Source organism: Flavobacterium sp. GSB-24 (genome assembly GCF_027924665.1).
Taxonomy (GTDB): Bacteria; Bacteroidota; Bacteroidia; order Flavobacteriales; family Flavobacteriaceae; genus Flavobacterium.
In genome coordinates this window covers 718,053-739,019 of record NZ_AP027043.1, presented here as the reverse complement: position 1 = coordinate 739,019, position 20,967 = coordinate 718,053, and the positions used below count along the sequence as shown (strand labels likewise).

Annotated in this window: 10 protein-coding genes; all 10 read left to right on the top strand. The window is 36.3% G+C overall.

The features are described 5' to 3' along the window. Positions 1–158 precede the first annotated feature (158 nt). The 10 genes from QMG60_RS03510 (at position 159) to QMG60_RS03465 (ending at position 20,822) form a co-directional block, all read left to right on the top strand. Positions 159–3,245, top strand: a complete 3,087-nt coding sequence (locus tag QMG60_RS03510; RefSeq protein WP_281866892.1) for a TonB-dependent receptor — start codon at positions 159–161, stop codon at positions 3,243–3,245. Positions 3,246–3,257: 12 nt separating this feature from the next. Next, on the top strand, positions 3,258–4,838 hold the full coding sequence (locus QMG60_RS03505; RefSeq protein ID WP_057115268.1) for a RagB/SusD family nutrient uptake outer membrane protein: 1,581 nt from the start codon (positions 3,258–3,260) through the stop codon (positions 4,836–4,838). Between the two features lie 17 nt (positions 4,839–4,855). After that, complete coding sequence (locus QMG60_RS03500) at positions 4,856–5,710, top strand: hypothetical protein (protein ID WP_134142772.1); 855 nt, start codon at positions 4,856–4,858, stop codon at positions 5,708–5,710. A gap of 137 nt (positions 5,711–5,847) precedes the next feature. After that, positions 5,848–8,346, top strand: a complete 2,499-nt coding sequence (locus tag QMG60_RS03495) for a glycoside hydrolase family 2 TIM barrel-domain containing protein (RefSeq protein ID WP_281866891.1) — start codon at positions 5,848–5,850, stop codon at positions 8,344–8,346. Positions 8,347–8,476: 130 nt separating this feature from the next. Further along, positions 8,477–10,876 (top strand): alpha-xylosidase, encoded by a 2,400-nt coding sequence (locus QMG60_RS03490; protein ID WP_281866890.1) that lies wholly within the window; start codon positions 8,477–8,479, stop codon positions 10,874–10,876. Positions 10,877–11,148: 272 nt separating this feature from the next. After that, positions 11,149–13,155: a glycoside hydrolase family 97 protein gene (locus QMG60_RS03485; protein ID WP_281866889.1), complete on the top strand. Its 2,007-nt coding sequence runs from the start codon at positions 11,149–11,151 to the stop codon at positions 13,153–13,155. Between the two features lie 141 nt (positions 13,156–13,296). Beyond that, complete coding sequence (locus QMG60_RS03480; protein WP_281866888.1) at positions 13,297–14,853, top strand: glycoside hydrolase; 1,557 nt, start codon at positions 13,297–13,299, stop codon at positions 14,851–14,853. Between the two features lie 91 nt (positions 14,854–14,944). Beyond that, on the top strand, positions 14,945–17,182 hold the full coding sequence (locus tag QMG60_RS03475; protein ID WP_281866887.1) for a glycoside hydrolase family 3 C-terminal domain-containing protein: 2,238 nt from the start codon (positions 14,945–14,947) through the stop codon (positions 17,180–17,182). An 87-nt stretch (positions 17,183–17,269) separates the two neighbouring features. Further along, on the top strand, positions 17,270–18,763 hold the full coding sequence (locus QMG60_RS03470; RefSeq protein WP_281866886.1) for a cellulase family glycosylhydrolase: 1,494 nt from the start codon (positions 17,270–17,272) through the stop codon (positions 18,761–18,763). A 112-nt stretch (positions 18,764–18,875) separates the two neighbouring features. Beyond that, a complete protein-coding gene (locus tag QMG60_RS03465) occupies positions 18,876–20,822 on the top strand; it encodes a sialate O-acetylesterase (protein ID WP_281866885.1) in 1,947 nt (648 codons plus the stop codon). Positions 20,823–20,967: the final 145 nt, after the last annotated feature.

The window sequence follows — 20,967 nt, the reverse complement described above, 5'->3', positions numbered from 1 at the left end:
TTTTGATGTTTAAAAACCTCTGCCTATAGTCTGCAAGTACTAAATGTTGGAGATGAGATTCAGGCCCTCATTTTTGGCATGACCTGCTTGGGAAGTTTTCCAGATTTCTCTTAGGGTAAAAATTACTAACTATAACTTAAACTTAATCAATTCTTACTATGAAAAGCAAAAATTGTATTACAACAAAGCTTCCATATTTTATGGCGGTGCTGCTTAGCGTATTTATGATGCAGTTTGGATTTGCACAAGAATCCAAAACTGTAAGTGGAACAATCACTTCTGCCGAAGACGGATTTGGAGTTCCCGGAGCAACTGTACAAGTACAGGGAACAAAATCGAGTACTGTTACCGATTTTGATGGAAAATATAAAGTAGAAGCTAAAACAGGAGATGTTTTAGTGATCACTTTCGTGGGATTTAAAACACAAAAAATTACTGTTGGCGCTCAGAAAGTTGTCAATTTAGTGCTGCAGCCAGAAACTGCAGAACTTAAAGAAATTGTAGTAATTGGTTATGGTACTCAAAAGAAGAAAGTTAATACAGCTGCAACTTCTTTGGTATCTGGAAAAGACATTCAGCAAGTAGCGAGTCTTGATGTTGTAAATGCTTTGCAAGGTCAGGCTTCTGGAGTTTCTGTAACTTCTTCTTCTGGTCAGCCTGGTGCGAATATGGTGGTAAATATTCGTGGTGCAGGTACAGCAGGAAACAGTGATCCGCTTTATGTGGTTGATGGTGTTGTGGTAGATAACGGAATTGGATACTTAGATCCTTCTGTTATTGAAAGGGTTGACGTTTTAAAAGATGCTTCTGCGGCTTCTATCTACGGAGCAAGAGCAGCAAACGGAGTTATTTTGGTTACAACTAAAAAAGGAAAAGATGGTAAAATGAATGTGTCTTTCAGTTCTTACACAGGTTTTCAGCAGATTGCTAAAAAACTGGATTTGATGAATACACAAGAATATACAACAATTATGAACGAAGCTCGTGTAAATTCTGGATATGCTCCATTATACACGAAAGAGCAAATTGCTGCATTTCCTGATCATGACTGGCAGAAAGATTTGTTTAATGAAGGTGCAATGAAACAAAACCACTCCCTTTTGATCACAGGTGGTGATGAAAAATCTACAATTGCAACTGGTTTATCGTACTACGGACAAGAAGGTATGATTGGTGGAGCAAATAATCAGTCTCAATACGATCGTGTTACTTTTACAGTAAACTCTACTTCAGAAGTTATTAAAGGATATTTGAAAATTGGTGAAAACTTCACTTTATCAAACATTAAATCAAGCGGTGTTGCAGATGATGGAATTTACAGCAACGCAATTAGAAGCTTCTTAAACGCAGCTCCAATTGATGCAGCGTATGATGCAAATGGAGATTTTGCAAGCTCAATTATCTCTGCAGATATCAGTAATCCAGTTGGATCTTTATACTATAACAACTTCAATCAAACAAAAACAAACCGTTATGTAGGTAATATTTTTGCTGAATTGAAATTTGCAAAAAACTTTACTTTCAGAACCAGTTATGGTGTTGATATGACAGATAGTAACTATCGTTCTTTCAGACCTGTTTATTCTCTTTCTTCAAATGATAATAATACAGTTTCTAGTGTTACTCAAAGCTCAACAAAATCGATGGGATGGATTTTTGAGAATACACTTCAATACAAATTCAACATTGCTTCTGCTCATAATTTTGATGTGTTAGTGGGTACTTCTGCTAAAAAGAACACTGCAGATTACATGGAAGGACAAGGAAGAAACTTAATTTTTGATGATTTCGAACATGCTTATTTGGATAATGCAAAAGATCCAACATCAAATGTGGTAAAAGGAAACCGTAGAGATTACGCTATTCAATCGTACTTCGGACGTTTATTGTACGATTATGATAATAAATATTTATTCTCAGCTACAGTGCGTCGTGACGGATCTTCAGAATTTGGTCCAGACAACAAATATGCTATTTTCCCATCGTTCTCTGCTGGTTGGAATTTAGACAAAGAAGCTTTCTTTAAAGAAAATAAAGTATTAAATACTTTCAAATTAAGAGCAAGCTGGGGGCAAAATGGTAACGATCAATTTGCAAGAAGATTTGCTTATATGTCGGTTGTAAACTCAACAGATAAAACGTATCATTTTGGAACAGGTGACGAAACTTTATTAGTAGGTTCAAGCCCAGATCAGTTAGCAAATAGAAACTTAAAATGGGAAACTTCTGAGCAGTTGGATTTAGGTTTTGATGCTACTTTGTTTACCAACTTTACTTTAACTTTCGATTACTATGATAAGAAAACGAAAGACTGGTTAGTTCTTGCTTCTATCCCGGCTTATGCTGGAGCTACCGCACCTTATATTAATGGTGGAGATGTGAGTAATAAAGGTTTTGAAATTGGATTGGCTTATCGTACACGTTTTGGAAAAGATTGGAATTTTGGAATCAATGCCAACCTTTCTCGCAACCAAAATGAAGTATTACGAATTGCAAACAACGAAGGAATCATTCACGGAGAATCAAATGTTTTATTCCAAGGTTTAGACGAAATGAACCGTGTTGAGGTGGGTAAACCAATGGGTTATTTCTACGGATTAAAAACAGCTGGAATTTTCCAAAATGCTGCAGAAGTTGCTGCGGGAGTTCAGCCAAATGCACAACCTGGAGATGTTCGTTTTGTAGATTTGAACACTGACGGAAAAATTGATGCAAATGATAAAACACAAATCGGAGATCCAAACCCAGATATTAACTACGGTGTTAATTTAGAATTATCATATAAAGCTTTTGATTTATCTATTAATACTTATGGTACTGCTGGAGGACAAAACGTTTTTGGAATTCACGATTATACTCGTGCCTACACAAACAACACTACAGATGTTTTAAACAGATGGACAAGCGAAGGAACTTCAAACACAGTTCCAAGAGTAACATACGGAACAGATGATAATGGTAACTATACTAAATTCTCTGATTTGTATATTCAGGATTCAGATTTCTTCAGAATTAAAAATGCTACAATTGGATGTGATTTAACAAAGTTAACAGACAAGTTGAAATTCTTCTCTAAATTCAGATTGTACGTTGCAGGAAATAACATTTACACATTCACGAAGTACAAAGGAATGGATCCAGAAATTGGTTTCGGAAACGTAAATCAATCTTGGGCTAAAGGAATCGATGTTGGATATTATCCGCAGCCAAGAACCTACATGATGGGGCTAAATGTTAACTTTTAAATTTTGAACACGATGAAAACATATATAAAATTATTTGCACTTTCAAGCTTACTAACCTTAGGCGCTTGTTCGGAAGATTTTTTGGAGAACGAACCATATACAGATAAAGTAACGGAGAATTTTTATAAAACTCCTTCTGATGCTTTTGAAGGTTTGGTAGCCGTTTATGATGTATTGCAAAGAGAAGCTTACGGTACTCAATTGATCGTAAGTGAGCAGGCATCTGACAACTGTTTTGGAGGATTTGGTATTGCAGATCCAACAGTAGATTTGCAGTGGGACCGCTTTCAATATACTACAGATAAAGATATGAATGCCCTGACTTGGACAAACTCTTATCTTGGAATTTACAGAGCAAACATTTTATTAGAAAACCTAGACAAAGTAAACTGGGGATCTGATACAGCTTTGAAAACGCGTTACGAAGCTGAAGCACGTTTCTTAAGAGCACATTTTCATTTCCAAGCGGCAAAAATGTTTGGAGATATTATTCCGTTAGATCATACGGTAACGACAAGTGAATTTGAATTACCAAGACAAGCACCAGAAGTTACTTATGCTTTAATTGCAAACGATTTAAAATTTGCCGCAGATAACTTAGGACCAGAAAATTACTCTCAAGCAGGAAATGCAAATTACGGACGTATTACAAAATGGGCTGCAGAAGCTTATTTAGCTAGAACATTCTTGTTTTACACAGGAGCTTACAACAAAACAGATTTAGCAGGTGTAGTTACAAAAGCACAGGCTGTAAATTACATTAACGATGCTGTAAATAATAGCGGACATGGTTTAGTAGCAGATTTTGCGAATCTTTGGTTAGCAGCTTCTTTTGAAAATTTTGCTGGAGAAGATAATACAGAAATGGTTTGGGCTGTTCGTTTCAACGGTTCAGGGAAAGGAAACTGGGATCTTCACGAAGGAAACCGTTTTCAGGTAAACATTGCACCGCGTGGAGGTTCAATAGGAAAATATGCAACAGGATGGGGAGGAGCAACAGTAAACCCAAAATTGGTTGAAGCTTATGAAGCAACAGATACTAGAAAAGCAGCTTCATTTATTGATTATGCAGGTGAGAATTTAAATTTTGATGCTCAAGCTAGAGAACAGCGTCAATACACTGGATATTCTTGGAAAAAATATTGTCCAATTACGAATGCAGCGGGAACAGCAGTTGTAGAAGCAAATGGAGGAAATTTCCAAATTGATAACTATCAGGATTATGCAATTATTCGTTTTGCAGATGTTTTACTAATGGCTGCCGAATTGAATTTAGGAACAAATACAGCATTGGCACAAGCAGATCTAGACAGAGTTCGTGATCGTGCTTTTAAAAGTACAACACATAGAATTCCTGCAACTCAAGCCAATATTATGCAAGAGCGCCGTTTAGAATTGGCATTGGAAGGATTACGTTATTTTGATTTAATCAGACAAGGAATGCCTGCAATGAAAGCAGCTATTGACAACAATACTGGAGATTCTCAGTTTGCCGTAACATTTAGACCAGAAACGCTAGGATGGTTTCCTTTACCACAATCACAGATAGTACTTTCAAATGGTACTATTCAACAAAATCCAGGTTGGAATTAACTTTAAACAAATTGATTATGAAACGTATATTATATATAGTATTAACGGCTGTAACAATCAGTTCGTTTTTATTCTCTTGTGAGCCTGTTGAAGATCGCGAAAGTTTGCCAGCAATCACAGTAACACCAGAAACACTTAAATATTCTATCACTCAGGATGCAGTAAACAAAAATGTTTTAATCCTTAAAAGTGAAGATCCAACTGTAATTCCATATTGGAAATTTGTAGATGCATCAGGAAATGAATTAGGGCATTCAAACAAAAGCGATGATCGTGTAACATTACCTTTCGCAGGAAAATACAATGTTTATTTTACAGCCTATACAAGAGGAGGTTCAGTAGACGCGGTTCCAACTGTAGTTGATGTTCCTGAAAACGATGACACTTATTTCAGCGATCCAAGATGGGAGATGCTTACCAATGGTGTTGCAGGAAAAACATGGGTATTAGATTTTGTTGATCCTGTTGGATGGGCTGGTTTAGATTATCCGTCAACATCTGGAGATAACTGGAGCTGGCTTCCAGATTATGCAAGCAATTCATGGGTTATGCCAAATAAAAATTGGGGCGAAATGTATTTTGATTTAAATGGAAATTACAATACAACTGTTACTCAAACCGCTATTGCAAATAACAATCAGACTACTAAGAAAAACACATACAAATTTGATATTGCAAACAATAGAATAATTTTTAATGGAGGAGTAGAAATGCTTTACGGTGGTGATTACTATCTAGATTGCAGCAATTGGTACAATGTAAAAGTGGTTGAGCTTACTGCAACCTCTTTACGACTGGCTGTTATAAGAGATAAAAGTAGAACCGGCGAAGGTGTTTGTTTAATTGTTTTCCATTACAAACCAAAATCATAAGTTAGTTAGTTTTGAAGTCTCAGTTTTAAACATGTTTCTAACGTGCTTTAAGACTGAGACTTAAATTATTTAAAGAAGAAATATTCGAAATCGATTTTTATTTCTATCTTCCAATTCCAAAAACACAAAAAGTAGCTATGCATATTAGAAAAAACATAAAAAGCATATGTTTGTTGGCAGTAGCAGCAGGAGTAATTTTACTCAATTCCTGCGCTAAAAAAGAGGATGCATTTATAAATAGAAAAGTTTCTTTTAATACAGATTGGAGTTTCCATCTAAACGATAGTATAATTGATAAAGATACCATTGGAAGTACCACTAAATGGAGAAAACTAGACGTTCCTCACGATTGGAGCATCGAAGGAAATTTTGATGAAAAAAGTCCGGCTGGTTATGGCGGAGGAGCATTAAACGGAGGTTTAGGCTGGTACAAAAAAACATTCAAAGTGGCTGCAGAAGACAGCACAAAAGTTACTTCAATTACTTTTGACGGCGTTTACAAAAACAGCGAAGTCTGGGTAAACGGCCATTATTTAGGAAAACGTCCAAACGGATATATTGGTTTTCAATATGAAATCTCCAAATATTTAAATTACGGAGATAAAAACAACGAAATTATTGTTAAGGTTGACAATTCAAAACAGCCTAATTCACGCTGGTATTCAGGTTCTGGAATTTTTAGAAATGTCTGGATCGAAACCACAGATAAACTGCATGTTGCACAGTGGGGAACTTACGTGACAACGCCAAAAGTTACTGCTGACACAGCTTCGGTAAATATTGAAACTACAATTCAGAATCAATATTCGAATTCAAAGAAAGCAACAGTAACAACAACTATTTTTTATGGTATAGGAAATGATCTTAGAAGAATAAAATCGACTAGTCAAAATATTACAATTGGTGCAAATACCAATCAAACAAGTAAACAACAAATACAAGTGTCAAATCCTGTTTTATGGTCTGTTGAAAAACCAGAATTGTATACAGCAGTTACGGAAATTTCGCTTGACGATAAAATCATTGATCAATATAAAACCAATTTCGGAATCAGAGATTTTAAATTCGATTTGAACAAAGGTTTTATTTTGAATGGAAAACAGGTTAAAATAAAAGGAGTTTGTTTACATCACGATTTAGGCCCATTAGGTTCTGCAATTAACACGCGAGCCATTGCACGACAGTTAGAAATCATGAAAGAAATGGGCGTAAACGGAATCAGAACTTCTCATAATCCTCCCGCTCCGGAACTTTTAGACCTTTGCGACAAAATGGGTTTCATTGTCATGGACGAAGCTTTTGACATGTGGAAGCAAACCAAAACCAAATATGATTACGGAAATGATTGGGACAAATGGCATAAAAAAGATCTAATGGATCAATTACTGCGCGACCGAAATCATCCAAGTATTTTTGTTTGGAGCATCGGAAATGAAATCCCAGAACAATGGAATGAAAAAGGTGTTGAAATTGCCAAAGAATTAGCAGCAATCACACGCCAATACGATAAAACACGTCCGTTGACTGCAGCGATGAATCCGCCGGTAAATATGAATATTGATGCCGTGACTTTACAATTTGAGAAAAAAGATGTTTCGATTAATCCGCTTGCTGGATCAGGTGTTTTAGATTTAATTGGATATAATTATGCGCATCAAACATATGAACATCATCTGAAGAATTTCCCTAATACACCTTTCATCGCAACCGAAACAACTTCAGGTTTGCAGACAAGAGGTTATTACGATGCCGTTTCAGATACCATCAAAAAATGGCCGGTAAGATGGGATCTTAAATTTACAGAAGGAAATCCTGGAAATACCGTTTCAGCTTACGATCAGGTGCAGACGCCTTGGGGTTCAACGCACGAAGCAACTTGGAAAGTCATTAAAAAACACGATTTCCTTTCTGGAATGTACATTTGGACAGGTTTCGATTATATCGGAGAACCAACACCGTACGAATGGCCGTCTATCAGTTCGTATTTCGGAATCGTTGATTTAGCCGGTTTCCCGAAAGATGTCTATTATATGTACCAAAGCGAATGGACAGACAAAACAGTTCTTCATATTTTCCCGCATTGGAACTGGAAAGCCGGACAAACTGTTGACGTTTGGGCATACTACAATAAAGCCGATGAAGTGGAACTTTTTTTAAACGGAAAGTCGGTTGGAAAAAGAAGCAAAAAAGGAGACGATCTTCACGTAATGTGGAGAATTCCTTTTGAAGCTGGAACCTTAAAAGCAGTTTCTCGAAAAGACGGAAAAGTGGTTTTAGAAAAAGAAATTAAAACTGCTGGAAATCCATCTCAATTAAAATTGACTGCGGACAGAAGCACGATAAAAGCAGACAAAAATGATTTGTCGTTTATTACAGTTGATATTTTAGACAATAAAGGGACTTTAGCTCCAAATGCCAACAACGAAATCAATTTCTCTTTAAAAGGAAACGGAAAAATTGTTGGAGTTTGCAGCGGAGATCCAGTAAGCCACGAACCGTATAAAGGAACTAAACATACCGCTTTGGCTGGAAAATGTTTGGTAATTGTACAATCAGGAGATCAATCTGGAAGATTGGAATTAACCGCAAAAGCAAACGGATTGAAACAATCTACAATTGTAATTACAGCAGAATAATAAGTTACGTTCCTAACAGGTTTCTAAAACCTGTTAGGTATCAATAGATTTTTATCAAGATATAACATAAAATACCTAACAGGTTTTTTAAAACCTGTTAGGATAAACTAACATCTAGAATTATTAACCAATGAAAAACTCAAAACTAACCGCATTATTTTCTGCCTTAATATTTGGATTTATTGCAGTGCCAAAAGCATCAGCACAAATCCAAAATGCAGAAGTATTAAATGCACCAATTGATATCAGTAAAGATTTTCAGAACTATCTGAACACCTTTTATTTCGCAGATGAATTGGCATCTTTTGATCCTGCAACAGGAAAAGGAACTATAAAATATTTGAGATACAATTACAAAACACGTCAGGCATTCAACAATATGATGATGAAACCTGATGTAGAAAAAGCAAACGAATTTCCAACAACAGAATATGCAGAATCTCCTGTTTTGCCGTTTGAAATTCAGTTTGTTTCTGATCGAACAGTTAGAATCAAAACTACTTCTGGACCGCAATTTCATCCGCAAAAGGAATCATTGATGCTGGTTGACGGCGTTGCGCCAAATCACCCGGAATTATGGAAATATTCTAAAATTGAAGGCGGTCACAGTTATACAAGCAAACACGGAAGAGTTGAAATTTTGACAAAACCTTGGCACGTAAAAATTTACGATGAAAAAGGAAAAATGCTGACAAGCACGCTTCACGATACCGATTTTAAAAATACGTATACACCAACACTTCCGTTTTCTTATGTTCGCAGAAATAGCGATTACTCCAGAAGTATGGGCGCGGCGTTCAGCTTAGAACCGGACGAAAAAATATTTGGCTGTGGAGAATCATTCACACAATTCAATAAACGCGGTCAAAAAGTAGTTTTATGGACAGATGACGCAAACGGAATCCAAAATGAAACGATGTACAAACCGATTCCGTTTTACATGAGCAGCCGCGGTTACGGCGTTTTCATGCACCATTCTACACCAATTACAGTTGACTTTGGAAAGTATTTTTCTAGTGCCAACGAAATGTACATTGGCGATGACGAAGCCGATTTATTTTTCTTCATCGGAGAACCAAAAGACGTTTTAGATCAATATACCAATTTGACTGGAAAAGCTGCGATGCCGCCACTTTGGTCTTTCGGTTTCTGGATGAGCCGTATCACGTATTTTTCTGAAAAAGAAGGAAGAGATGTAGCAAGAGATTTGCGTAAATACAAAATCCCAACCGATGTTATTCACTTTGATACAGGATGGTTTGATGTAGATTGGAGAAACAACTACGAGTTTGCAAAATCTCGTTTCCCAGACGCAACCAAAATGATGTCTGATTTAAAGAAAGACGGTTTCCAGGTTTGTTTATGGCAATTGCCGTACTTCACTCCAAAGAATACTTTGTTTCCAGAAATCATGGAGAAAAACTTAGCGGTTAGAGACAGAAAAGGAAATCTTCCTTATGAAGATGCGGTTTTAGATTTCTCAAATCCAGAAACGATTTCTTGGTACCAAGGAAAATTGAAAAAATTATTTGATGAAGGTGTTGCGGTTTTCAAAGTAGATTTTGGAGAAGCTGCGCCGCCAGACGGAATATACCATTCGGGAAGAACTGGTTTTTACGAGCATAATTTATATCCGTTACGTTATAACAAAGCCGTTGCAGAAATTACTCAGAAAGAAAAAGGTTATACTTTAATCTGGGCGAGAAGCACTTGGGCAGGATCGCAGCGTTACCCGTTACATTGGGGAGGAGATTCTGAAACTTCAAACGGAGCCATGTCGGCAGAATTACGCGGCGGACTTTCATTGGGTCTTTCTGGTTTCAGTTTTTGGAGTCATGATGTTGGAGGTTTTGCAACAAAATCTCCAGAGAATATTTACAGAAGATGGACACCTTTCGGAATGTTTACATCGCACGTAAGAAGCCACGGAGAGCCTCCGCGCGAACCTTGGCTGTACAGCAAAGAATTCTTAGAAGGATTTAGAAAAGCAGATAATATGCGTTATGAATTAATGCCATATATCTATGCTCAGGCAAAAGAAAGTTCTCAAAAAGGTTTACCGATGATGCGTGCTTTATTTGTAGAATATCCAAACGATCCCGGTGCTTGGTTAGTTGACAATCAATATTTATTTGGTTCAAGTATTTTAGTTGCACCGCTTTTTGAAGAGATAGAAGAAAGAGACGTTTATCTTCCAGAAGGAACTTGGATCGATTACCAAACTAAGAAAGTATACCAATCGGGATGGCATAAAATTAAAGCTGGCGAAGTGCCAATTGTAGTTTTAATTAAAGACGGAACTGCGATTCCACACATCGGTTTAGCGCAATCTACAAAAGATATGGATTGGAGCAAACTGACATTAAAAGTTTACGCCAGCGACAAAACAACTTCGGCAACAGCTAAAGTATTTTTACCAGAAGGCGATGCGGTACAAGAAATAAAAGTTACCAAAAACGGAAACAATTTTGATGTAACTGCAAATCCATTAAACGGAAAAACCACTTTCAAAACGGAGTGGATTAAATAAAAAGTTATAGCCACGAATTCACGAATTTAATCTGTATAATTCGTGAATTCGTGGCGAAAAAAGTAAACACATAGAAACATAGACTTTTTGTTTCTGAAAAGAGAATAAAAAGAAACTAGTTTCCAACACATAGCTATGTGAATTTAAACAAGTGAAACGCCTTTTTTTAGTTTCAAATAAACTATGATTCTATGTGTTTAAAATAATCTAGCCAAAGATTTAATTAATAAAATTCGTGAATTCGTGGCTAAAAAAATATAATACCAAAAAACATGAAAAACTATCTAATTCTCCCAGCCGTTTTGTTTTCAGTAGCAATTGGCTACAGTCAGAAAAACAAAAACGCTTACGAACTGGCATCGCCAAACGGAAAGAATACAATCAAATTTGAGTTAGTAAAAAACGCTCCGAAATATGCTGTTTCACACGGAAAAACCGAAGTGATCACACCATCAGAAATGGGATTTTTACTAAAAGGAAATGAAGATTTAAGTTCAAATTTTGAAATTAAGGGAGCAAAAACTTCTTCGTTTGATGAAACTTGGGAACAAGTTTGGGGAGAAAAGAAAAACATCAGAAACAATTACAATCAGTTGGTTGTCGATTTACAGCAAAAAACTGGAAACAAAAGAAAATTACAAATCCAGTTTCGTGCTTTCGACGATGGAGTGGCATTTCGATATGTTTATCCAAAACAAAATGTAAAAGACAGTATTTTCATCATGGATGAAAAAACAACTTTTAACTTAAAAGAAGACGGAAAAGCATGGTGGATTCCGGCAAATAGAGAAAACCGCGACGAATATCTTTTCAAAGATGCGCCAGTAAGCACACTTGACACCGTTTTAACTCCACTTACAATAGAAAGTAAAAGCGGATTGGCTCTAAGTTTTCACGAAGCAAACTTGATCGATTTTGCAAGTATGACTTTGGTAAACAATAAAGGAACAGAATTAAAATCGGATTTGGTGCCATGGCCAGATGGTGTAAAAGTTCGTGTAAAAGATTCGTTTACTTCTTCTTGGAGAACGATTCAAATTGGAGAAAATCCAGGGGAGTTAATTACTTCTTATCTGGTTTTAAACCTAAACGAGCCTAACAAATTAAAGAATACAAACAGCTATTTCAAACCATACAAATATTTAGGAATTTGGTGGGGAATGCACATCGGAAAATACACGTTCTGGGAAAGCGATAAGCAAGGTGCAACAACTAAAAACGCCGAAACGTATATTGATTTTACAGCAAAAGAAGGTTTCCATCATTTATTGATCGAAGGATGGAATAAAGGATGGACGCCAGGATGGTACGAAAACCGTATGCACATGTTCAGCTTCACGAAAAGCGCGGACAATTTCGACCTTGAAAAAGTAGTTGAATACGGAAAGAAAAAGAATATCGAATTAATCGGATATCACGAAACAGGTTCAAACTTAATTAACTACTTAAAAGAAGTTGACGAAGGTTTTGCTTTATACAAAAAACTAGGAATTCATACCGTAAAAATTGGTCACGTTGGTTCAAAATTGAATATGAAACAAATGCACTTCGGACAATTTGGAGTGAATTATTTCAGATACATTTTAGAAAAAGCGGCACAGTACGATTTAGCAGTTTTATACCACGAATCAATTAAAGATACGGGAGAAAGAAGAACTTTCCCAAACATGGTTTCCAGAGAAGCAGCACGCGGACAAGAATATAACGCTTGGAGCGAAGGAAATCCGCCAAACCATTTGAGCATTATTCCGTTTACAAGATTACTTTCAGGACCAATGGATTTTACACCTGGAATTTTCGATGTTGAGGTAAAACAAGGTTACCCAGGAAAAAGAATCCAAGGAACAGTGGGACAGCAGCTAGCATTGTATGTAGTGCTTTATTCTCCAATTCAAATGCTGGCAGATCTTCCAGAAAACTACGAAGGAAAACCAGCTTTACAATTTTTAAAAGATGTTCCAACAGATTGGGAAGATACCAAAATTGTAGAAGGAAAAATTGGTGAATACATCACAACAGCAAGAAAAGACAGAAACAGTGCCGATTGGTATTTAGGGACTTTGACCAATGAAAAACCAAGAAATGTAGAAGTTTCATTATCATTCTTAGATCCAAATGCAACTTACGAAGCACAGATTTATGTAGATGCTGAAGGAACAGATCAAACGCACAATCCAGAAGCAGTAGCAATTTCGAAGAAAACAGTAAAAGCTTCAGATAAATTACAATTGAAATTAGGCGGTGCCGGAGGTGGTGCAGTAAGATTCAAAAAATTATAATCATTATGCTATCCTAACAGGTTTTCAAAACCTGTTAGGTATCAATGTCACATCACATAACTAAAAAGCTTTTTAGATTGGTTGAAATATACCTAACAGGTTTTAAAAACCTGTTAGGATAATAACAAAAACAGTTTCCAAATGAAAAAACTTTTAATAGCAGCAGTTTTAATTACTTCAGTCCATTTGATGGCACAAAACCGAACGATAAAAGTAGATTACAACAAATCGGCTGGAAAATTAAACACCATGTTTAAAGAATGCATTGGTGCCGGAAGAGCAAACGAAGGTTTGAGAGCCGACTGGCAGCAGCAATTGGCTTTGGTAAAAAAAGAATGCGATTTTAAATACATTCGTTTTCATGGTTTATTGTCTGATGATATGGCGGTTTACCGTGAAGACTCAAAAGGAAATCCAGAATATAATTATCAATACGTAGATGTTTTGTTCGATTATATTGTGAGTTTGAAAATGAAACCTTTTGTTGAATTAGGCTTTATGCCGAATGCATTGGCAAGTGGAAAAGAAACTATTTTTTGGTGGAAAGGAAATGTCACGCCTCCAAAAGATTATAAAAAATGGGAAGATTTAATCAAAAATCTAACCCAGCATTTTACAGAACGTTACGGAGTTGAAGAAGTAAAAACATGGTATTTTGAAGTTTGGAACGAACCAAATTTAACACCAGGTTTCTGGACAGGAACTCAGGCAGAATATTTCAAATTGTACGATTATGCAGCCCGCGGTGTAAAAGCAGTAAATAAAGATTACAAAGTCGGCGGACCAGCAACAGCAGGTGCAGGATGGGTTCCTGAAACAATCGATTTTTGTGCTAAAAACAACGTGCCTTTAGATTTTATCTCGACCCATACTTATGGTGTAAACCAAGGTTATTTGGATGAATTCGGAACTTCTGGAACCGTTTTAAGTCCAGACGAAAACAGTATTAGCGGAGACGTTATTAATTCGCGTAAGCAGATTACCAATTCGGCTAAACCCAATTTAGAACTGCATTACACAGAGTGGAGCTCTTCTTACACGCCGGCAGATCCCATTCACGACAGTTATCATTCGGCAGCTTATATTCTGCAGAAATTAAAACAAGTCGGCAATGCAGCAAACTCCATGTCGTACTGGGTTTTTACAGATATTTTTGAAGAACCAGGCCCGAGATTTACGCCTTTTCATGGCGGTTTCGGATTGTTGAATACGCAGGGAATTAAAAAGCCAGCTTATTTTTCGTACCAGTTTTTGAACAAATTGGGAGAAACAGAACTTCAAAATTCGGATAAAGCTTCGTGGACTTCTAAAAATGCAAAAGGCGATGTACAAGTTTTACTTTGGGATTTTACCAATACACATCCGGGCGAGAAAGTTTGGAATCAAACCTATTACGTTCAGGATCTTCCATCAAAAGAAAAGGGAAAAGTAAAGGTTGAAATTGGCGGAATGCAGAAAGGAAAATATACTTTAGAAATCTATAAAGTAGGTTACAAAGTAAATGACGTTTATGCAGATTATCTGGCTTTAAACAAACCAAGTCAGTTGACGCGTGAGCAGGTAAATGCTATGAAAAAGAAAAATAACGGCGATCCAATTGCAACAGAAAAAATAACAATTGATGCAAAAGGAACGTTCAGCAAAGAATTCAAAATCAATGAAAACGACGTTGTTTTTCTAAATTTGATAAAACAATAGACAAAAAACCACAAACATATAATATTAACGGTATTTAAAGATCATGTGTGAGGTATCAGAAATCTTTAAATCTAAAAACATCTAACTATCTATGAAAAACAAAATGATATTCCTTTCGGCAGCTCTTGTTTTTGCATTGTTTACTTCATGTAAAAATGATGCACAAACGTTAGCTTCAAATACAGCAGAGACAGAAGAATACGTAGGAAAAGAAATAAGCACAGATCATGATGCGGAAATCGACAAACTGATTTCGCAGATGACATTAGAAGAAAAAATCGGAATGCTTCACGGAAACAGTATGTTTGCTAATGCGGGCGTAAAACGTTTAGGAATTCCAGAATTAAAAATGGCCGATGGTCCGTTAGGAGTTCGTGAAGAAATTTCACGCGACAATTGGGCTCCAGCGGGATGGACAAACGACTTTGCAACTTATTATCCTGCAGGAGGAGCTTTGGCAGCAACTTGGAACGCAGAAATGGCGCATACTTTTGGAACCAGTTTAGGAGAAGAATTACGTGCCAGAGACAAAGACATGTTACTTTCGCCAGCCATCAATATGGTGAGAACACCGCTTGGAGGAAGAACATACGAATACATGTCTGAAGATCCGTTTTTGAATAAAAAAATCGCCGTGCCTTTGATCGTTGGTTTACAAGAAAAAGACGTAATGGCTTGCGTAAAACATTATGCAGCAAACAATCAGGAAACGAATCGTGATTTTGTCGATGTACAAATTGACGAGCGTACACTTCGTGAAATTTACCTTCCAGCTTTTGAAGCTTCAGTAAAAGAAGCAAAAGCATACAGTATAATGGGAGCTTACAATAAATTTAGAGGCGAATATTTATGTGAAAATGATTATATGCTGAATAAAATCCTTCGTGATGAATGGGGATTTAAAGGAATTGTAGTTTCAGACTGGGCAGCGGTGCATTCTACAGCAAAAGCCTTGAAAAATGGTTTGGATATTGAAATGGGAACACCAAAACCTTTCAATGAATTTTTCTTAGCCGATAAATTAATTGCAGCCGTTAAATCGGGAGAAGTTTCTGAAAAAGAAATTGATCTTCACGTAAAACGTATTTTAAGAACGCTGTTTCAAGTAAAAGCAATGGGCGGCGGAACTCGTGCAAAAGGAAGCATCGCAACAGAAGCGCATTACCAAGATGCTTACAAAATTGCTGCAGAAGCAATCGTATTGTTGAAAAACGATAATAATGCATTGCCATTAAAACTAGACGGAGTAAAATCTATTGCTGTTATTGGAAACAATGCAACAAAGAAAAATGCTCTAGGCGGATTTGGTGCTGGAGTTAAAACAAAAAGAGAAGTTACGCCTTTGGAAGGTCTTAAAAACAGACTTCCTTCATCAGTTAAAATCAATTATGCTGAAGGATATTTAGAGCGTTATGATGAAAGAAACAAAGGCAACTTAGGAAATATTACAGCTAACGGCCCAGTAACCATCGATAAATTAGACGATGCAAAAGTACAAGAAGCAGTAGAAGCAGCTAAAAACTCTGATGTGGCAATCATTTTTGCAGGTTCAAACCGTGATTATGAAACAGAAGCTTCAGATAGAAGAGATTTGCATTTGCCTTTCGGACAAGAAGAATTAATTAGAAAAGTTACGGCAGCTAATCCTAAAACTATTGTGGTTATGATTGCCGGCGCTCCTTTTGATATTAATGAAGTAAGTCAGAAATCTTCTGCTTTGGTTTGGAGCTGGTTCAATGGTTCTGAAGGAGGAAATGCTTTGGCAGATGTAATTTTAGGAAAAGTAAATCCGTCAGGAAAATTGCCTTGGACAATGCCTAAACAGTTGAAAGATTCTCCTGCACATGCAACAAACAGTTTCCCTGGAGATAAAACGGTAAATTATGCTGAAGGAATCTTAATTGGGTATCGTTGGTTTGATACTAAAAATGTGGCTCCTTTATATCCTTTTGGTTACGGATTATCATACACAACTTTTGCGCTTGATAATGCAAAAGCAAATAAAGAATCTTACGCTCAAAATGAGGTAATTGAAGTTACTGTTGATGTTAAAAATACTGGAAAAGTAGACGGAAAAGAAGTAGTGCAATTATATACTTCAAAATCTGATTCTAAAATTACTCGTGCAGCACAGGAACTAAAAGGATTCAAAAAAGCTTCTGTGAAAGCAGGAGGTTCTGAAAAAGTAACTATTAAAGTACCAGTAAAAGAATTGGCTTATTACGATGTTGCATCTAAAAAATGGACAGTTGAGCCAGGAAAATACACTATTAAATTGGGAACTTCTTCAAGAGATATTAAAAAAGAACTTCAAGTAACAGTAAAATAACCGCTGTTTCTTTTTGATAAAATCTAACTATAATTAACGCCAGCCCTTTTAAAGCTGGCGTTGATGTTAACCACCAAACCAAATAAGATGAAAAATACAATTAAAGATTACCTGTTAAGCTTCGCCCTGTGTTTTGCTTTTATAGGAGTTTTAGCCTGTAGTTCTGAGAAAGAAGATGCGCCTCCTGTATCCATAAAGACAGTTGTTTCGAGCATTAATAAAATTGATTTTGAAAGTAAAGAAACTACAGTTGAGATTACTATTAATTCTAATGCAACAAATTGGACTTTAAGTAATCCCGCAAGTTGGATAAAATTAAGTCAAGCAGTTGGGACTTCAGGAAGCACGATTGTAAAAATTACGGCTTCAGAAAATGTAGATACAGCAGTACGAAATACAGTATTGAAATTAACTTCTACAGAAGGGAATGCTTCAGAAATTTCAATTTCTCAGGCAGCAGGAAGTTTGTACCCAAGTTATAATACGAATCCAATTGCAGCAGATGCTTCTGGAATGGGAAGTTCAGCAGTTGAATTGGCAGCTAAGATTAAACTCGGATGGAATATCGGAAATACTTTGGAAGCAACTGGAGGTGAAACCGCTTGGGGAAATCCAAAAGTTACCAAAGAGCTGATTGATGCTGTAAAAGCAAAAGGTTTCAATGCCATCAGAATTCCGTGTTCTTGGAATCAAAATTTGGAAAATGCTTCAACAGCAAAAATCAAAACAGAATGGCTGAACAGAGTAAAAGAAGTAGTGCAGTATTGCGTCGATAATGATATGTATGTTTTGGTTAATATTCATTGGGACGGCGGATGGCTGGAAAACAATATTACCGAAGCCAAAAAAGTAGAAAACAACGCCAAACAAAAAGCTTTTTGGGAACAAATCGCAACACATTTAAGAGGTTTCGATGAGCATTTGCTTTTTGCAAGCGCCAACGAACCAGCGGTTGAAGATGCTGCTCAAATGGCGGTTTTAACTTCTTACCACCAAACTTTTATTGATGCAGTTCGTTCAACTGGAGGAAAAAACGCTTCTCGTGTTTTAGTCGTTCAAGGGCCGACAACAGATATCGAAAAAACAAACAAATTAATGACTACATTGCCAGTAGATAAAGTAACTGGCAGAATGATGGTCGAAGTGCATTATTATTCGCCTTGGAACTTTGCTGGTTTAACCAAAGATGAGACTTGGGGTAAAATGTTTTATTATTGGGGAACTGGTTTTCACTCTACAACCGATACAGAACGAAATGCCACTTGGGGAGAGGAAGCAGATTTGGAGAAAAACTTCAAATTAATGAAAACACAATTTGTAGATAAAGGAATTCCAGTTTTATTGGGAGAATTTGGAGCAATCCGAAGAACAACTTTAACGGGAGATGCTCTGACTTTACATTTAAATTCAAGAGCTTATTATTTAAAAACAGTGGTAAAAACAGCAAAAGCAAACGGATTATTACCATTTTATTGGGATGAAGGAAGCATAGGAAACAACGGTTTCGGAATTTTCAATAGAAGCAATAATACTGTTTTTGATACACAGGCTTTAAACGCCTTAATAGAAGGATTACAGTAAAAAAAATTAGTTAAACCCTAAAAGTGATATAAGTAAATTTAAGTACAATATTAAATTAAAACTTAAATAACTTATATCTCTTATAGAGCTAAAAATATTCAAAATAGAAAAAATGAAAAAGAGTTTACTATTTATTTTTCTGATAATTAGTGTTTTGTCAAATGCTAATGTGAGAATGCCTTTAATATTCTCTGACGGAATGGTGCTTCAAAGAGACAAGCAAATCCCGATTTGGGGTTTTGCAGATCCAAATGAAAGTGTAGAAATTCACTTCAACAAACAAATTAAGAAAACACAAGCCGATAAAAACGGAAAATGGATAGTGAATTTAAATGCTGAAAAAGCCGGCGGACCATTTGAATTAATCATTATTGGAAAAAATAAAATCACCATCAAGAATGTTTTGGTTGGTGAAGTTTGGATTTGCAGCGGACAATCTAATATGGAATTTCAGGTTTACAAAACCATGAATGCCGAAAAAGAAATTGCAGATTCTAATTATCCTATGATTCGTCATTTTGGTGTCGCTCAAGATTTAAGCGGCACTCCAAAAGACGATTTGAAACAAGGAAAATGGGAAGCAGCAAATAAAGAAACGGTTGGCAATTTTACGGCAGTTGGTTATTATTTCGCCAGAAAATTATATGCAGAATTAAAAATTCCAATCGGTATCATCAATACTTCTTGGGGCGGAACAAACGTAGAAACCTGGACAAGCCGTGAAGCTTTTCAAAACAGCCCGGAATTCAAAGCGATGATTGCAGATGTTCCAGTGGTAGATATTGATTCGGTTTTTGAAATTTATAAGAAATCAGTTTTAGATAATCTCAAAAAAGTACAAGGTTTTGATGTTTCTCTGGAAAATGAAAATCAATTTAAAGATCCTAACTTTCAGGATAAAAACTGGCCGGAAATAAAAGTGCCTTCGCTTTGGGAAAATCAGCAGATTGGCAATATCGATGGAATTGTCTGGATGCGAAAAACAATTGTTTTAACAGCAGAACAAGCCAAAAAAGAAGCTGTTTTGCATTTGGCAAAAGTTGACGACGAAGACAAAACTTATGTCAATGGAGTTGAAGTTGGAACGAATAATCTTTGGGACAAACTACGAGTTTATAAAATTCCTGCAAATGTCTTGAAAGAGGGTACCAATGTAATCGCGGTTAGAATTACAGATTACAGCGGCGGCGGCGGAATCTATGGCGATCCAACTGATTTAAAAATCGATTTTAAAGACACAAATCTTCCGCTTGACGGACTTTGGAAGTTTAATGTTGTACAGGTAAAAATTGCGATTTCGCCAAACAGTTATCCTTCATTATTGTACAATGCCATGGTAAATCCGTTGGTTCCTTACGCGATGCAGGGCGTTTTGTGGTATCAGGGCGAAGCCAATGTTTGGAGAGCAGCAGAATACAAAAAGTCATTTCCGTTAATGATCAACGATTGGAGAACTAAATTCAAACAAGGAGACTTTCCTTTTTACTTTGTTCAATTGTCAACTTTCGACGAATTTGGTGGTAACAGTCAGAAAGGAAGCCGTTGGGCAGAACTTCGCGAAGCACAATCTGAAACTTTAAAATTGAAAAATACCGGAATGGTGGTTACAACCGATATTGGTAACGCAAAAGACATTCATCCAACCAACAAACAAGACGTCGGTTTACGATTAGCGGCAGTTGCGATGAACAATATTTACGGTAAAAAACAAGTTCACAGCGGACCAGCTTATAAGTCTCAAGAAATAAAAGGAAATCAAATCATTTTGACTTTTGATAACATTGGCAGTGGAATATCAACGCCAAATAACGATGAATTAAAAGGATTCGAAATTGCAGGTTCAGACAAAGTTTTTCATGCCGCGAAAGCGATAATCAAAGACAACAAAATCATTGTTTCAAGCGATAAAGTTCAAAATCCAGTTGCAGTGCATTATGGATGGGCAGATGATGATACAGCAATTAATCTTTTCAATAAAGAAAAATTCCCTGCATCGCCTTTCAGAACCGATAATTGGGAAATGATTACGGCGAATGAAAAGTATTCGGTTAGTAAGTAGTTCTTAGTGATTAGTCCTTATTAATTAGTGAGAAGTAAAAGGTAATTTGAACGGTTTTCGAAACTTGTTTGAATGAAAAATAAATTAAAAATGTTCCGTTAGGAACAATTCATCGGTAGCAACGGATGAAATCCGTTGTAAAAAA

Coding starts and splice junctions, on each gene's coding strand:
- QMG60_RS03510 (WP_281866892.1), top strand. CDS start 159: ATGAAAAGCAAAAATTGTATTACAACAAAGCTTCCATATTTTATGGCG.
- QMG60_RS03505 (WP_057115268.1), top strand. CDS start 3,258: ATGAAAACATATATAAAATTATTTGCACTTTCAAGCTTACTAACCTTA.
- QMG60_RS03500 (WP_134142772.1), top strand. CDS start 4,856: ATGAAACGTATATTATATATAGTATTAACGGCTGTAACAATCAGTTCG.
- QMG60_RS03495 (WP_281866891.1), top strand. CDS start 5,848: ATGCATATTAGAAAAAACATAAAAAGCATATGTTTGTTGGCAGTAGCA.
- QMG60_RS03490 (WP_281866890.1), top strand. CDS start 8,477: ATGAAAAACTCAAAACTAACCGCATTATTTTCTGCCTTAATATTTGGA.
- QMG60_RS03485 (WP_281866889.1), top strand. CDS start 11,149: ATGAAAAACTATCTAATTCTCCCAGCCGTTTTGTTTTCAGTAGCAATT.
- QMG60_RS03480 (WP_281866888.1), top strand. CDS start 13,297: ATGAAAAAACTTTTAATAGCAGCAGTTTTAATTACTTCAGTCCATTTG.
- QMG60_RS03475 (WP_281866887.1), top strand. CDS start 14,945: ATGAAAAACAAAATGATATTCCTTTCGGCAGCTCTTGTTTTTGCATTG.
- QMG60_RS03470 (WP_281866886.1), top strand. CDS start 17,270: ATGAAAAATACAATTAAAGATTACCTGTTAAGCTTCGCCCTGTGTTTT.
- QMG60_RS03465 (WP_281866885.1), top strand. CDS start 18,876: ATGAAAAAGAGTTTACTATTTATTTTTCTGATAATTAGTGTTTTGTCA.